The organism is Promicromonospora sp. NPDC060271 (assembly GCF_042726755.1).
Lineage (GTDB): Bacteria > Actinomycetota > Actinomycetes > Actinomycetales > Cellulomonadaceae > Promicromonospora.
Map to the genome: position 1 here is coordinate 14,363 of NZ_JBHXBG010000003.1, position 14,544 is coordinate 28,906.

Below are 14,544 nucleotides of genomic sequence, written 5' to 3' on the forward strand. Positions count from 1 at the left end.
GGTTGTACGTGGGACCGCTCAGGCTACCCGGGCGGCAGACCCGCCGACTTCGGTCCCTTGCACCAGGTCGACCGGGCCGCGTGCCCATACTGGGACCATGGCGACCACCTGGACCGACGAAGACCCCGCCGCCTACGTCGACGCCGTGACGCCGGCCGTCCGGCGGCGCGACGCGCTGACCCTGCGGGACCTCATGGAGCGCGTCACGGGTGCGCCGCCACGTATGTTCGGCACCTCGATCGTCGGGTTCGGCGAGTACCGGTACGAGTACGCCAGCGGCCGCTCGGGGCACGCGCCCGCCGCGGGGTTCGCGCCCCGCAAGGCGGCCACGACGGTCTACCTGGCGGACGGCGTCGGCGCCCACGAGGAGCTGCTGGCCGGGCTCGGCCCGCACACGACCGGCGTCGGCTGCCTCTACCTGAAGGACCTCGAGCAGGTCGATCTCGCGGTGCTCGAGGAGATCGTGCGGCGTTCCTGGACGACCGTCACCGACGGGACGTTCGGGCAACGAGCAGCGCGGTCCTGACCTGCGCGGCACGCCCGAGCGCGGTGCGACCCTGGGAACGTTCCGCGAAGGGTCCGCGTTGACCCCCAGGCCAACGAGAAGGAGACCCGGTGCAGCAACGCCAGATCGAGCAGTCCGAGCAGTCCGCCGAGCAGGATCACGTCGACGCCATGTACGCGAGGCTGGACGGTGAGGTGGCCCGCGTCAGCGCGGACCTCGACGACGCGGTACGCGCGTCGTCGACGGACCCGGAGGAGGCGTTCACCCGCGAGGTGCGTGTTCGGATGCTGGGCCGCCGGGCGCGCACGCTGGGAGCCGCCGAGCACCACCTCTGCTTCGGCCGGATCGACCACGCCGACGGCCGTACCCTGCACATCGGGCGCACCGGCCTGAGCGACGGCGACGACCAGCTCCTCGTCGACTGGCGCGCCGACGCCGCCCGCCCGTTCTACGCCGCCACCGCCGCGCACACCATGGGGCTGCACCGGCGCAGGCACCTGCGCCTGGAGGGCCGCAAGGTCACCCGGGTGAGCGACGAGCTGCTGGACGGCGCGGAGCCCGGCCCCGAGGACCTCGTCGGGGACGGGCCGCTGCTCGAGGCCATCGGCGCCCGGCGCACCGGCCGGATGCGCGACGTCGTCTCAACGCTGCAGGCCGAGCAGGACGCGATCATCCGGTCGGCGCACCGCGGCGTCACCGTCGTGGAGGGCGGTCCGGGCACGGGCAAGACGGTGGTCGCCCTGCACCGCGCCGCCTACGTCCTCGCCGGTTTCGAGGAGGCGCGGGCCGACGGCGTGCTCGTGCTCGGCCCGAACGCACGCTTCCTCGACTACATCGCCGAGGTGCTGCCGTCGCTCGGGGAGAACGACGTGGCGATGAGCACCGCCGACCGCCTCGTCGCCGACGCCCTCGGCCTCGACGTCGAGTCGGCCCCGGCGGTGGGCCACGAGCTGCGCCGTGCCGCGGGCGACGTGCGGCTGGCCGACGAGCTGGCCGAGACGGTCCGCGGCTACCAGGCCCCCTCGGGCACGCTGACCGTGCTGGTCGACGGCGACGCGATCACCATGGACGCGCGCGCCCTGGCCGAGGCACGGGCGACAGCCGGCGGCGCGGGCCTGCCGCACAACCAGGCCCGGGCGCTGTTCAAGGACCTCGTCGTGGACTTCGTGTCGGACGAGGTGCAGGCGAACGCCCGGATCATGCTCGCCAAGCTGGACGAGGACATCGAGGTGCTCACGGGCGGCGTGAACGTCGACAAGGCGGCGGCGAAGGATCTCGAGCGGCTCGGGTTCGGCCCGGACGAGGGCGGCGCCTTCGGGCACGCCGCCGCGGTGGCCGAGCTCGACCCCGGCGCCCTGCGGGCCGAGCTCGCCGACGACCTCGCGCTCGAGCGGGCGGTCGAGGCCGCCTGGCCGCGGCTCGAGGCGGCGGACGTCGTCCTCGACGTGCTCGACCAGCGCCCGGAGCTCACGGTCGACGGCGCCCCCGAGGGCACCTGGACCGCGGCCCACCTTCCGCTGCTGGACGAGGCGGAGCACCTGCTCAACGGCCCGCCCGCCCGCACGTACGGGCACGTGGTGGTGGACGAGGCGCAGGAGCTGACGCCCATGCAGTGGCGTTCGGTGCTGCGCCGCTGCCCCGGCCGGTCCATGACCGTGGTCGGCGACCTCGCCCAGGCCGGTCCGGCCACGGGCGCGACGTCGTGGGCCGACGCGCTGGGCAGCGACCTGGCCAGGCGGGCCGACGTGCGCACCCTGACCGTCTGCTACCGCACCACCGCCGAGGTCCTGTCCGCGGCGGCGCCGCTGCTCGCGCGGATCGCCCCGCACCAGACGCCCGCCGTGGCGGTGCGGAACGGTGACGAGCCGCGCCGGGTGACGGCGGAGGGCGACCTCGTGTCCGCCGTCGCGGCGGAGGCGCGAGCCGAGGTGGAGGCCGACGCGGAGGCGCTCGTCGCCGTCGTCGCGGCGGACGAGGCGGTCGCCGGGGTGGCGACGGCGCTGGACGGCACGGGGGTCCGGGTGGTGCCCGTCTCCCAGGTGCGCGGTCTCGAGTTCGACACGGTGGTCGTGGCCGACCCGGAGGGCATCCGGCACGCCCGCCCGGGCGGCGACCGCGACCTCTACGTCGCGCTCACGCGCCCCACCCGCCGCCTCGTGATCGTGGAATAGCCCCGCAAGGGGCTCACCAGCTCGTCGGGACCGGAAGGCCCTCCTGGTAGCCGGCAGCCGACTGGATGCCCACCACCGCGCGCTCGGAGAACTCGGCGAGCGAGCGCGCGCCCGCGTACGTGCACGAGGACCGCAGGCCGGACGTGATCTCGTCCAGCAGGTCCTCGACGCCCGGCCGGGCCGGGTCGAGGTACATCTTGCCGGTCGAGATGCCCTCCTCGTAGAGCGCCTTGCGGGCGCGCGCGAACGCGGTCCCCGCACCGGAGTTGCGGGCCGCGACCGCGCGCGCCGAGGCCATGCCGAAGGAGTCCTTGTAGAGCCGGCCGGCACCGTCGGACTTCAGGTCGCCGGGCGACTCGTACGTACCGGCGAACCAGGAGCCCACCATCACCTGCGACGCGCCCGCGGCCAGCGCCAGGGCGACGTCGCGGGGGTGGCGGACGCCGCCGTCGGCCCAGACGTGCTTGCCGAGCTCGCGTGCCGCGGCCGCGCACTCCAGCACCGCGGAGAACTGCGGGCGCCCGACGCCGGTCTGCATGCGCGTGGTGCACATCGCGCCCGGGCCCACACCGACCTTCAGGATGTCGGCGCCCGCCGCCACCAGGTCACGCACGCCCTCGGCGGTGACGACGTTGCCCGCCACGACCGGCACCCTCGGGTCGACGGACCGGACCGCCTCCAGGGCGGCGAGCATCTTGGTCTGGTGGCCGTGCGCCGTGTCGACGACCAGCACGTCGACGCCCGCCGCGAGCAGGTCCTTGGCCTTCGCGGCGACGTCGCCGTTGATGCCGACGGCGGCCCCGATCCGCAGGGCGCCGGACGCGTCGAGGGCCGGGGCGTAGATGGACGAGCGCAGCGCGCCCTTGCGGGTCAGGATGCCCGCGAGGCGCCCGTCGCGCACCACCGGCGCCAGGTCGAGGCGTGCGGCGTGCAGCACGTCGAACGCGGCCTCCAGCCCGCCCGGGGTGTCCAGGAGGGCGGCGTCCAGCAGGCTGGGCTCGGCGGACATGACCTCCGAGACCCGGGTGAACCGGTCGACGTCGGTGCAGTCCGACTCGGTCACGACGCCGACGGGCCGGTCGTCCTCGACGACGACGGCCGCGCCGTGCGAACGCTTGCCGAGCAGGTTCAGCACGCTGTGCACCGTGTCGTGCGGGGCGACGACCACCGGCGTCTCGATGACGGGGTCCTTGGCCTTCACATCGGCGACCACGCTCGCCACGATGTCGGCGGGGACGTCCTGCGGGATGATCGCGATCCCGCCGCGCCGGGCGACGGTCTCCGCCATGCGGCGGCCCGCCACCGCGGTCATGTTCGCGACGACGACGGGGATCGTGGTCCCGGTGCCGTCGTCGGACGCCAGGTCGACGTCGAACCGTGACGTGACGTCCGAGCGGGACGGGACGAGGAAGACGTCACCGTACGTGAGGTCGGTGGCAGGGCGCTGCTCGGGGAGGAATCGCACGTTCACCAACAGTAAGGTCTTCCGCCCGCCGTGCCTATGAGTCCGGCCACATCGTTGTGGAGGTATCGGAGACAGGCAGGAGACAGGCGTGGTAGGCAGCGGTCCCGTGGCACAGTGGAGTGGTCGGAGACCCTTAGAGTGGGGCCCCGATTCCCCTGCTGAGGGGCACGACGAAAGGACCAGCATGGGTCTGCTGCGCGACATACGTTCGCCCGAGGACGTCCGGGCGATGACGCCCGGCCAGATGCCGGAGCTCGCGGAGGAGATCCGTCGGTTCCTCGTCGAGAGCGTCTCGCGGACGGGCGGCCACCTCGGCCCGAACCTCGGCGTCGTCGAGCTGACCATCGCCATGCACCGGGTCTTCGACTCGCCGCGTGACGCCATCGTGTTCGACACCGGCCACCAGGCCTACGTGCACAAGCTGCTGACGGGCCGCCAGGACTTCTCGGAGCTGCGCAAGCGCGGCGGCATGTCGGGTTACCCGAGCCGCGCCGAGTCGCCCCACGACATCGTCGAGAACTCCCACGCCTCCACCGCCCTGTCCTGGGCGGACGGCATCGCCAAGGCCAATCAGGTACGTGGCAACGACGACCACGTCGTGGCCGTCATCGGCGACGGCGCCCTGACGGGCGGCATGGCCTGGGAGGCGCTGAACAACATCGCCGAGAGCCGGGACCGCAGGCTCGTGATCGTCGTCAACGACAACGGCCGGTCCTACTCGCCGACCATCGGCGGGCTCGCGAACCACCTCGACACGCTCCGCACCTCCGGCGGCTACGAGGCCGTCCTGAGCTGGGGCACCCGGGCGCTGCACCGCTCCGGCGCGCCTGGACGCTTCGCCTGGCGCTGGCTGCACGGCCTGAAGAAGGGCCTCAAGGACGTCGTCGCGCCGCAGGGCCTGTTCGAGGACCTCGGCATCAAGTACATCGGCCCCGTCGACGGCCACGACACCGAGGCCCTCGAGCGCGCGCTCGGCCGCGCCAAGGCGTACGGCCGCCCCGTGATCGTGCACGCCATCACCGAGAAGGGCCGCGGGTACAAGCCCGCGGAGGAGGACATCGCCGACCGGTTCCACGCCGTCGGCGTCATCCACCCCGAGACCGGGCTGCCCGTCGCGGCCAGCCGGTTCGGCTGGACCAAGATCTTCGCCGACGAGATCGTGAAGATCGGCCGCCGCCGGCCCGACGTCGTCGCCATCACCGCGGCCATGCTGCACCCCGTCGGGCTCGCGCCGTTCCAGGAGCAGTTCCCGGAGCGCACGTTCGACGTCGGCATCGCCGAGCAGCACGCGGTCACCTCGGCCGCCGGGATGGCGTTCGCCGGGCTGCACCCCGTCGTCGCCGTGTACGCGACGTTCCTGAACCGGGCGTTCGACCAGGTGCTCATGGACGTCGCCCTGCACAAGGCGGGCGTCACCTTCGTCCTGGACCGCGCTGGCATCACCGGAGACGACGGCGCCAGCCACAACGGCATGTGGGACATGGCGATGCTGCGCATCGTGCCCGGCCTGCGGCTCGCCGCGCCCCGCGACGAGACGACGCTCCGTGAGGCGCTGCGCGCCGCCGTCGACGTCGACGACGCGCCCACCGTGGTCCGGTACCCCAAGGGCGCGGTCGGCGACGACATCCCGGCCGTCGAGGAGCTCGACGGCGTGGACGTCGTGGGGCGGTTCTCCCCGGTGGGCGGGGGCTCGACGGGCCCGGCGGGCAAGGAGGCCCGGCGGGTGCTCGTGGTCGGTGTCGGCTCGATGGCGGGCTGCGCCATGGACACCGGCGAGGCGCTCGCGGCGCACGGCCTCGCGGTCACTGTCGCGTCCCCGACGTGGGTGCTGCCCGTCCCGGAGAACCTGGTCAAGCTGTGCGGCGAGCACGACCTCGTGGTCACGCTCGAGGACGGCGTCGTCGACGGCGGCGTCGGCGACATGCTCGCGCAGCGCGCGGGCGAGCAGGGCATCGGGACACCGCAGGTGCACGTGGGCCTGCCGGTGGCGTTCCTCGACCACGCGAGCCGTGACCACATCGTCAGGGCACAGCGCATGACCGCGGCCGACGCCACGCGCGACGCGCTCGCGGCGCTCGCGCTGGTGTGAGGGGCGAGCTGCGCGGGGTACGTGTGAGACTTCCCTGGTGAACGGCACATCCTCGGTGAACGGCACGTCCTCGGTGAAGGGCACATCCTCGGTGGACGGCGGAAGAACAGTGACCAGGCGGACCGTCGGCGTCGAAGAGGAGCTGATGCTCGTCGGGCACGACGGGGCTCCGATCGCGCGGGCGCAGGACGTGCTCGGCAGCGCGGAGCCGGCCGACGGGCCGCTCGAGCACGAGTTCATGGAAGAGCAGATCGAGACGGCCACGCCGCCGCGCACGACGCTGGAGGACATCGCCGCCGCGATCCGGGAGGGCCGGGCCGGCGCCCAGACGGCTGCCGAGCGCCACGACGCACGTATCGCGGCGCTCGGCACCTCGCCGCTCGCGTTCGCAGGCACGACGGTCGGCAAGCTCCGGTACCTGACGGCGCGCGCCGCGTTCGGGCTGACCGCCCGGGAGCAGCTCACGAGCGGCTGCCACGTGCACGTCGGGGTGGCCAGCGATGTCGAGGGCGTCGCGGTGCTCGACCGCATCGGGCCCTGGCTGGCCCCGCTGCTGGCGCTGTCCGCCAACTCGCCGTACTGGATGGGTGACGACTCCGGGTACGCGAGCTTCCGTTCGCAGGTCTGGTCCCGCTGGCCCACGGCCGGCCCGACGCGGGTGTTCGGCACGCCGGAGGCGTACCACTCGGCCGTGGAGGGCCTGGTCGCGACGGGCACGATCCTGGACCAGGGAATGGTGTACTTCGACGCCCGGCTGTCGGCGCGCTACCCGACCGTGGAGATCCGGGTGGCGGACGTGTGCCTGTCAGCGGACACGGCGACGCTGCTGGCGGCGCTGGCCCGCGGGCTCGTCGAGACGGCGGCACGTGCGGCGGACTCGCCCCCGCCCGACGTCCCGGTCGAGATCCTGCGGACCGCGCTCTGGCGGGCGGGGCGGTCGGGCCTGTCCGGCGACCTCGTGGATCCCCGGACCTGGCGGCCGGCCCCCGCGCACGACGTCGTCGGCGCGCTGGTGGACCACGTCCGCGACGCGCTGGCGGACATGGGCGACCTCGACACCGTGACCGAGCTGCTCGGCGCCCTCTGGTCCGGCGGAGATGGCGCGTCGCGCCAGCGGGCCTGGGCCGCGCAGGCCGACGGCGACCTCGGCGTGGTCGCCCGCCGCGCCGCGGACGCGACGCTGGAATGACGGGGCCCGGCCCGGTGGTCGAGCCTGTCGAGGCCCGTGCTCACCAGTAGTTCCCGGCCACGTCCCGCACCGGCTTGCGCGGCTCGTTGACCAGGACGGCGACGTCGCAGCCGAAGAGCTGGGCGATCACGCCGACCTGGTCAAGGGTCCAGGCAGTCCTGCCGCGGAACCGGTCGGAGACCGCAGCGCGGGACAGCCCGACCTCGGCGGCGATCTGCATCTGGCTGAGGCCACGCCGGGCTGCCTCGAACCGGATCGCCGCCGCGCACACGAGGGCCAGCCCGTCGTGGTACAGGTTCGGGGCGGGCCGCGGCCGGACCGCGGGAGCGCCCTCGTCGTTCGCGGGAGCGACCTCGTCGTCGATGTCCGGGTCGAGGGTGCCGTCGAAGAGCGGGTGCTTCTCCAGCGGGTCGTAGTTGGTGCGTGCCATGGGACCAGCCTGCCGCCTGCGCGGGCCTGACGCCGGGGGCCGTCCACAGGGCTGGAGGTGAGGCGCCCTCGCTCGTCGCCGGGCAGTCGCCGGGCAACGTACACCCCTGTGGCAGGTGCCGGGCACGCTGAACTGTGTTCACCTCGGCCACGGAAAGTTCGGCGCTGCCGAATAGTTCAGCTGCGGCGAACTTGGCGGGGCTGAGCCGAACAGAATTCAGCGGACCTGGCACCCACCCCAGAGGTGTACCTTGCCTCTCGGCTCGGCTCGGCTCGGCTCGGCTACGTCCCGCCCAGCCAGGCGCGCCTGGACGAAATCAGGTTGCTCCTCTCGGAGAGAGCCTGGAACCGTCTGCGCATGGACCTCGCCAGCGCCTTCCCGCCCTTCGGCCTCCGCGTCACCTGCGCCGACGTCGAGCTGCGCCTGCCCGACGACGGCGAGCTGTTCCGCCTGGCCGAGGTTGCGGTGGCCGGTGTCCACCTGCCCGAGCGGAGCCCGTTCGTCTTTCCGTGGAACGTCGGCGAGCCGGACGAGGTGCGCCGGAATCTCCTGCAGTACCACTGGTCGTCGCGCGGCAGGCTCTCGCCGGACGCCTGGGCGCTGGAGCTCGCGGTGTTCCGCGACGGCGAGCCGATCGGTGTCCAGAGCGTGAACGCCACGGACTTCGGCGTGACCCGGTCCGCCGGGACCGGCTCGTGGCTCGGCCTCGTGCACCACGGCCAGGGCCTCGGCAAGCGGATGCGGCTGATGGTGCTGCACCTGCTGTTCCACGGGTTCGACGCCGTCGAGGCGCGGACCGAGGCCTTCGACGACAACCTGGAGTCCAACGGGGTGACCCGGTCGCTCGGCTACGCGCCGAACGGCGTGGGCGTTGTGGACAGGAAGGGCGAGGCCGTCACGGAGAACCGCTACCGGATGACCCGCGAGATGTGGGACGCGCGCCCGGACGTGCACCGGCCGGACGTGACGCTGGAGGGCGTCGCGCCGGTGCGGGCGATGCTGAAGCTGGACCCGGAGCAGTAGCCCGTCGGCCGCGACCCGCCCGTTGGCCGCGACTCGCTCGTTGGCCGCAACTCCCTCGTGAGCCGTGGCTCAGCCGTAGATCGTCTCCGTGTACTGAGGGCCGTAGTGGGCCTCGACCTCGGCGAGGGTCTGCTCCGGACGCTCCAGGGTGTGCGCGATGACGGCGCGGCGGGGCACCGTCTCCAGGTCCCAGGCTTCGGGGTCCCATGTCCTGGAGCGCAGGAACGCCTTGGAGCAGTGGTGGAAGACCTCGTCGATGTCGACCTCGAGCGCGAGCACCGGGAGGTTGCGGCGCACCTGGAGACCTGCGAGGTACGGCGCGTCGCGCACGATGCGGGCCGAGCCGTTGATCCGTAGCGTGTCGCCCCGGCCCGGGATCACGAAGATGAGGCCGACGTGCGGGTTGGCCAGCACGTTGAGGAACCCGTCGGTGCGCCGGTTGCCCGGACGCTCCGGGATGGCGATCGTGCGCTCGTCCAGGATGCGCACCAGCGACCCCGCCGGGTCGCCCTTGGGGGAGACGTCGAGGTTGCCGTCGGCGTCCGACGTCGCGACCAGGCACAGGGGCGAGGCCTCCAGCCACTGCCGGTCCAGGTCGTGCAGGGAGCCGCGCACCTTGCCGGCGGCGGGGCCGAGGGGCGGCGGGATGATCTCGCGGAGCTCCTCGACGGTGGTGACGGTGGTCCCACCGAACCTGCTGGTGGGGCTGCTCGGCTCGTTGGTCATGCCCCCAAGATAGACCCGGAGCAAAACGGGCATGTCAGACCATCCGGGTACGCTCGCAGCGCCATGACCGAGCAGACGACCCTTCCCAGCCCACCAGCGGCCCCGGCCGGACCGCCCCGATCGTGGAAGACGCGAGCGGCCCGCCGCATCGTGGAGCAGGCGCACGGCCTGCTCGACGACGCCCGGCTGCTCACCACCGCCGACGTCGGCCTGCGCGAGCGCGTCCGCGACGCCTACACGGCGACCCGTGAAATACGCGTCCACGCCGTGCTGCGCACGGTCGGTGTCACGGCCCTGGAGGACCGGCGCAAGAAGCTCCGGGTCGCGGTCCTGGAGAAGGCCGGCTTCACGCACGTCACCCAGGTGCTCGTCGCGGGGACCGACCGGCTCGTCGAGGCGGGCATCGGCGTCGGAACCGCGAAGCTCGCCACAGCTGCTGCGCGAGAGCTGGCCTCCGATGTCGACGCCGACCTGCGGTTCCGCATCGACGTCGACCCCGACGACCCGTACGCGACGGTCCTCGTCCAGACCCTGTACGCGTTCGGGCTGGCGACCGACGCCCGCCACCGGCACCTGGACGAGGCGCGCCGCGTGGCCGCCGTCGTGCCGGGACAGCTCGAGCCGGCGGGACTCGCGACGAGCCTCTGGCGGCGCCTCGTGGCGTCCGCCGACCGCAAGGCCGCGGCCTTCGCGGCCGTCTCCACGCTCGCGGACCAGGTGGCGCTCGCGCGACTGACGGACGACGCGCGGGCGGTGCGCGCCGCCGTCGGGCAGCCGCCGGACGGGACGGAGGTGTGGGCGGACTTCGAGGCCTGGTCGGCCGAGTACTACGGGCTGCTGTCGCAGGTCGTGGACCTCGGGGACGACCACGAGGCGGCCGAGGGCGGCCTGCCCGCCGACGTCGTGCGACGGGTCGAGGCGCAACCGCTGGACCGCACGCTGCTGCGTGCCAACCTGCGTGGCTACCAGCAGTTCGGCGCCAAGTACGCGCTGGTGCAGCGCCGCACGATCCTCGGTGACGAGATGGGCCTCGGCAAGACCATGCAGTCGATCGCCGTGGCCGCGCACCTCGTGGCCACCGGCGGTACGCACGTGCTGGTGGTCTGCCCGGCGAGCGTCGTCACCAACTGGAAGCGCGAGGTGGAGCAGCACTCCGACCTGACGGCGGTGGTGATGCACGGCAACGACCGGGAGCGGACCGCCGCCGGCTGGTTGGAGCGCGGCGGCGTCGGGATCACGACGTTCGAGGTGCTCGGCAGGCTCGACCTCCCGTACGACCTGCGGCCTGCGCTCCTGGTCGTCGACGAGGCGCACTACGTGAAGAACCCGGAGACCATCCGCGGCCGCGAGGTGCGGCGCTGGGCCGACCGCTCCGACCGCGTGCTGTTCCTGTCCGGCACCCCGATGGAGAACAAGGTCGCCGAGTTCAAGAACATGGTCGGCTACCTGCAGCCCGAGGTCGCTGGACAGCTCGACCCCAACGCCGACCTGTCCGGCGCCAGGGCCTTCCGCCGCATCGTCGCGCCCGCCTACCTGCGCCGCAACCAGGAGGACGTGCTCACCGAGCTGCCCGAGATGGTCCAGGTCGAGGAGTGGGAACAGTTCGGCCCGGTCGACGGCGCCGCCTACCGCGACGCCGTGCTCGCCGGCAGCTTCATGGCGATGCGGCGGGCCGCGTTCGCGGTGTCCGACGCCGACGAGTCCGCGAAGCTCGTCCGCCTGCGCGAGCTCGTCACCGAGGCGGTCGACGGCGGCCGCCGGGTCATCGTCTTCTCCTACTTCCTGTCGGTCCTGGAACAGGTCATGGACCTGCTCGGCGACCTGGCCGTCGGGCCGCTGACCGGATCGGTGCCCGTCCCGGACCGGCAGGCCATGGTGGACGCGCTCTCCGCACCCGGCGGACCGTCGGTGCTGGTCAGCCAGATCACCGCCGGGGGAGTAGGGCTGAACGTACAGGCGGCGAGCGTGGTCATCTTCTGCGAGCCGCAGGTCAAGCCGACGATCGAGGCGCAGGCCGTCGCCCGCGCCCACCGGATGGGCCAGACCCGCACCGTGCAGGTCCACCGGCTCCTGGTCGAGCAGTCCGTCGACCAGCGGATGATGGAGATCCTCGGTTCCAAGTCCGCGCTGTTCGAGGAGTTCGCCCGCCAGTCCGAGATCACCGACGCCTCGCCGTCGGCGGTGGACGTCGCGGCGCCGTCCGAGGCCTCGCTGTCGCGGACCATCCTGGCCGAGGAGCAGGAGCGCCTGAGCCGCACACCATGAGCGGGCCTCAGCCACCCGTCTTGGTGTGATATCCCGTCCGAACGGGATTGGGGTTCACTGACGTCGTGTCCATGCTGACGTCACCACCAGACGCGACGGTCACGTCCTTCCTGTCGCCCGGAAGGCTGCTCGCGCCGGCCCGGCGCACGGTGCCGTTCGTGGGGCGGACCGCCGAGCTCGCGGCCCTCCTCGACTGGTGCACGGGCCCGGAAGAGACAGCGGTCCAGCTCGTCACCGGCCCGCGCGGCGTCGGAAAGACCCGCCTCGCCCGCGAGGCGGCACACCGGATGGCGCACGCCGGCTGGACCTGCCTCGACGTGCCGGACGGCGCCGAACCCGCTGCCCTGCCCGCCGTCCCCGACGGCGCCCCCGCGCTCCTGGTGCTCGACGACGCCGAGACGCGCGGGCCGGCGCTCGCGGAGCTTCTGCGCACGGCCGCGGGGGGCCGCAACGGCGCGCTGCGGATCCTGCTGGTCGCGCGTGGCGTCGGCCCGTGGTTCAACCGGCTGGCCGCGACGGGCCTGGCGGTCCGGGCGCTGCTCGAGCCGGCACGCGCCGGTGACGACCTGGACGCCCGCGTGCTCCCCGGGCAGGTGGACGCCCGGCTCGTCACGGCGTTCGTCGAGCCGTACGCGCGGGCCCTCGGGGTCCCAGTGCCCCGGGTGGCCGTCGGGTCGGTGCCCGGTGGTGCCCGCATGCTCGACCTGCACGCGGCCGCGCTCTGCGCCGTCATGCGGACGCAGGTGCGCGGGTCACGGGGCGCGCTCCCGGTCGACGTGTCCGACGCCCTCGACGAGCTGCTCGAGCACGAGCGCTGGACCTGGTTCCGCTCGGCCGAGGACGCGGGCCTGCTGGGCGAGGCAGGGTTCCTGCCCGAGGCCATCGACTCCCTCGTCGCCGCGGCGACGCTCACGGGCGTGCGCACCGCTGACGCCGCGGAGAACCTCGTGCGGCGCGTGGCGGACGTCGTGCCGGGGGTGCGGCCGGGCGCGGAGGCCGAGATCGCGCGGTGGCTCGTGCGGCTGGACCCGCAGCGGGCGCTGCCCCGCCGGCTGGTCGACCCGCACCTGCTGGCCGAGCTCACCGACACGCCGGGGCTGCTCGGGGCGTGCCTGACGGGAGCGGCGGCGCCGTCGGTCAGGCGGGCCGTCCTGCGCGCCGCCGACCTGGCCGTGGAGCGGCTCGACAGGCGGTCCGCGGGCCTGAGCGACGCGCTCGACCAGCTCGGGGCGACCGTCGCCGCGCTGCCGGAGGACGGTCACCTGCTGCGCACCGTCTCCGGAGTGCTCCCGCACCCGTCGCTCGCGCTGGGCGAGCTGCGTGCCGAGCTCACGCTGCGTACGCTCGCCGCCACCCCCGACGGCGACCGGGCGCGCCGCGCCGAGGCCCTGCGGGACGTCGGGGTGGCGCTCGGCGAGGTGGGCCGGTCCGCCGACGCCGAGCGGTACGAGCGGCAGGCCGTCGCCCTGTTCCGTGGCCTCGTGGAGCAGGACCCGCACCGGTTCCGGCCGCGCCTGGCCGCCGTGCTCGCGAACCTCGGCGCGACCCTGTCCGACCAGGGGCGGCCGCAGGACGCGCTGCGGTGCGAGGAGGAGGCGGTCGGCCTGCTCCGGCACGTCGACGCCGACCACCCCGGCGTGGTCACGCTCGACCTGACGACGGCGGTGTCCAACCTCGCCGTCACGTTGGCGGAGCTGGGGCAGCCCCTGTCCGCGCTCGCGCCGAGCCGCGAGGCGGTGCAGCTCTGGCGCGGGCTCGCCGGCCGCAACCCCGACCGGTTCACGCGCGCGCTGGCCCTGTCCCTGATGAACGTGGCCCGTCGGCTGCTGGAGCTCGACAGGGGTGCGGAGGCGCTGCCGGCCGCCGAGGAGTCCCTGGAGATCCGCCGGCGCCTCGCCCACGCCGATCCCGACGAGCACCTGTCGGGCCTCGGCGACTCGCTCGAGGTCATGGGCAGCGTGCTCATGAACCAGGGCCGGGGCGTGGAGTCGCTGCGGTACCTCGAGGAGGCGGTGGCGATCCGGCGCCGGACCGCCGAGGAGAACCCGGGACGCTACCTCGCGGATCTCGCGCACTCGCTCCGGGCGCTGGGCACGCAGCTGTCGGGCCTCGGCAGGCGGGCCGAGGGCCTTGAGCTGCAGCAGGAGGCGGTAGGGGTGCAGCGGCGGCTCGCGGCCGACAACCCCGGCCGGTACGTGCCGGAGCTCGCGGAGGCGCTGTCCGCCCTCGGCGTCACCTACTCGAGGCTGGACCGTCCGCAGGACGCGCTCAACGCGGAGCGCGAGGCGACAAGGACGTGGCGTGTGCTGGTCGGCACCGACCCGCACCGCTACCGTCCCAGGCTGGCGCGGTCGCTGACCAACCTGAGCTCGATCTTCGCCGTCCTCAAGCTTGGTGACGAGGCGCTGGCACCCGCGAGCGAGGCGGTGGCGCTCCTGCGGGACCTCGTCGCGGAGAACACGCCGAGGTACCGGCCGAGCCTCGCGGCGGCGCTGCGCGTGCTGGCGCTCGCGCTGCACGACCAGGAGCGGTTCGCCGAGGCGCGGGAGGCCCGGAGCGAGGCCGAGGAGCTGGGCGAGTCGCTGCCGATCGGGGACATGTAGTTATATGTCCGAATTTGGCTAGACTTTGCTAAAATCTTGCCCAGTGCCGGCGCCGTGCGGGGCCGGGAGGTGCGCGGC

The 14,544-nt window shown here is 73.8% G+C and carries 10 protein-coding genes; 7 read left to right on the plus strand and 3 right to left on the minus strand.

Going from position 1 to position 14,544, the window contains the following annotated elements; all coding sequences use genetic code 11:
• Positions 1-97 precede the first annotated feature (97 nt).
• Together ACFWE2_RS00830 and ACFWE2_RS00835 are read left to right on the plus strand one after the other, a co-directional pair.
• Positions 98-526, plus strand: coding sequence for a DUF1801 domain-containing protein (locus ACFWE2_RS00830; protein WP_377222302.1), 429 nt, complete (start codon positions 98-100; stop codon positions 524-526).
• Between the two features lie 89 nt (positions 527-615).
• Positions 616-2,676, plus strand: a complete 2,061-nt coding sequence (locus ACFWE2_RS00835) for a HelD family protein (protein WP_377222303.1) — start codon at positions 616-618, stop codon at positions 2,674-2,676.
• Positions 2,677-2,689: 13 nt separating this feature from the next.
• Here ACFWE2_RS00835 and ACFWE2_RS00840 read toward each other — a convergent pair whose 3' ends face one another.
• Positions 2,690-4,141 (minus strand): GuaB1 family IMP dehydrogenase-related protein, encoded by a 1,452-nt coding sequence (locus ACFWE2_RS00840; RefSeq protein WP_377222304.1) that lies wholly within the window; start codon positions 4,139-4,141, stop codon positions 2,690-2,692.
• Between the two features lie 184 nt (positions 4,142-4,325).
• Here ACFWE2_RS00840 and dxs point away from each other — a divergent pair, with 184 nt between their 5' ends.
• Both dxs and ACFWE2_RS00850 read left to right on the plus strand, forming a co-directional pair.
• Positions 4,326-6,230 (plus strand): 1-deoxy-D-xylulose-5-phosphate synthase, encoded by a 1,905-nt coding sequence (dxs, locus tag ACFWE2_RS00845; protein ID WP_377222305.1) that lies wholly within the window; start codon positions 4,326-4,328, stop codon positions 6,228-6,230.
• Positions 6,231-6,321: 91 nt separating this feature from the next.
• Positions 6,322-7,419: a glutamate--cysteine ligase gene (locus tag ACFWE2_RS00850; RefSeq protein WP_377222353.1), complete on the plus strand. Its 1,098-nt coding sequence runs from the start codon at positions 6,322-6,324 to the stop codon at positions 7,417-7,419.
• Between the two features lie 40 nt (positions 7,420-7,459).
• Here the strand turns inward: ACFWE2_RS00850 and ACFWE2_RS00855 are convergent, their stop codons facing one another.
• A complete protein-coding gene (locus ACFWE2_RS00855) occupies positions 7,460-7,849 on the minus strand; it encodes a helix-turn-helix domain-containing protein (protein WP_377222306.1) in 390 nt (129 codons plus the stop codon).
• Positions 7,850-8,206: 357 nt separating this feature from the next.
• On the opposite strand from ACFWE2_RS00855, the gene ACFWE2_RS00860 reads away from it, so the two are divergent.
• Positions 8,207-8,872 (plus strand): GNAT family N-acetyltransferase, encoded by a 666-nt coding sequence (locus ACFWE2_RS00860; protein ID WP_377222307.1) that lies wholly within the window; start codon positions 8,207-8,209, stop codon positions 8,870-8,872.
• Between the two features lie 69 nt (positions 8,873-8,941).
• Here ACFWE2_RS00860 and ACFWE2_RS00865 read toward each other — a convergent pair whose 3' ends face one another.
• Positions 8,942-9,598, minus strand: a complete 657-nt coding sequence (locus tag ACFWE2_RS00865) for an MSMEG_1061 family FMN-dependent PPOX-type flavoprotein (RefSeq protein ID WP_377222308.1) — start codon at positions 9,596-9,598, stop codon at positions 8,942-8,944.
• Between the two features lie 63 nt (positions 9,599-9,661).
• On the opposite strand from ACFWE2_RS00865, the gene ACFWE2_RS00870 reads away from it, so the two are divergent.
• Positions 9,662-11,863 (plus strand): DEAD/DEAH box helicase, encoded by a 2,202-nt coding sequence (locus tag ACFWE2_RS00870; protein WP_377222309.1) that lies wholly within the window; start codon positions 9,662-9,664, stop codon positions 11,861-11,863.
• A gap of 71 nt (positions 11,864-11,934) precedes the next feature.
• Positions 11,935-14,466 carry a tetratricopeptide repeat protein gene (locus ACFWE2_RS00875; protein ID WP_377222354.1) on the plus strand — a complete coding sequence of 844 codons (2,532 nt, stop codon included), beginning with the start codon at positions 11,935-11,937 and terminating at the stop codon, positions 14,464-14,466.
• Positions 14,467-14,544: the final 78 nt, after the last annotated feature.

What these genes read in the sequence shown, in the direction of transcription:
- ACFWE2_RS00875 (WP_377222354.1), top strand. Translation starts at nt 11,935, where the DNA reads ATGCTGACGTCACCACCAGACGCGACGGTCACGTCCTTCCTGTCGCCC.
- ACFWE2_RS00865 (WP_377222308.1), bottom strand. Translation starts at nt 9,598, where the DNA reads ATGACCAACGAGCCGAGCAGCCCCACCAGCAGGTTCGGTGGGACCACC.
- ACFWE2_RS00870 (WP_377222309.1), top strand. Translation starts at nt 9,662, where the DNA reads ATGACCGAGCAGACGACCCTTCCCAGCCCACCAGCGGCCCCGGCCGGA.
- ACFWE2_RS00860 (WP_377222307.1), top strand. Translation starts at nt 8,207, where the DNA reads ATGGACCTCGCCAGCGCCTTCCCGCCCTTCGGCCTCCGCGTCACCTGC.
- ACFWE2_RS00855 (WP_377222306.1), bottom strand. Translation starts at nt 7,849, where the DNA reads ATGGCACGCACCAACTACGACCCGCTGGAGAAGCACCCGCTCTTCGAC.
- ACFWE2_RS00830 (WP_377222302.1), top strand. Translation starts at nt 98, where the DNA reads ATGGCGACCACCTGGACCGACGAAGACCCCGCCGCCTACGTCGACGCC.
- dxs (WP_377222305.1), top strand. Translation starts at nt 4,326, where the DNA reads ATGGGTCTGCTGCGCGACATACGTTCGCCCGAGGACGTCCGGGCGATG.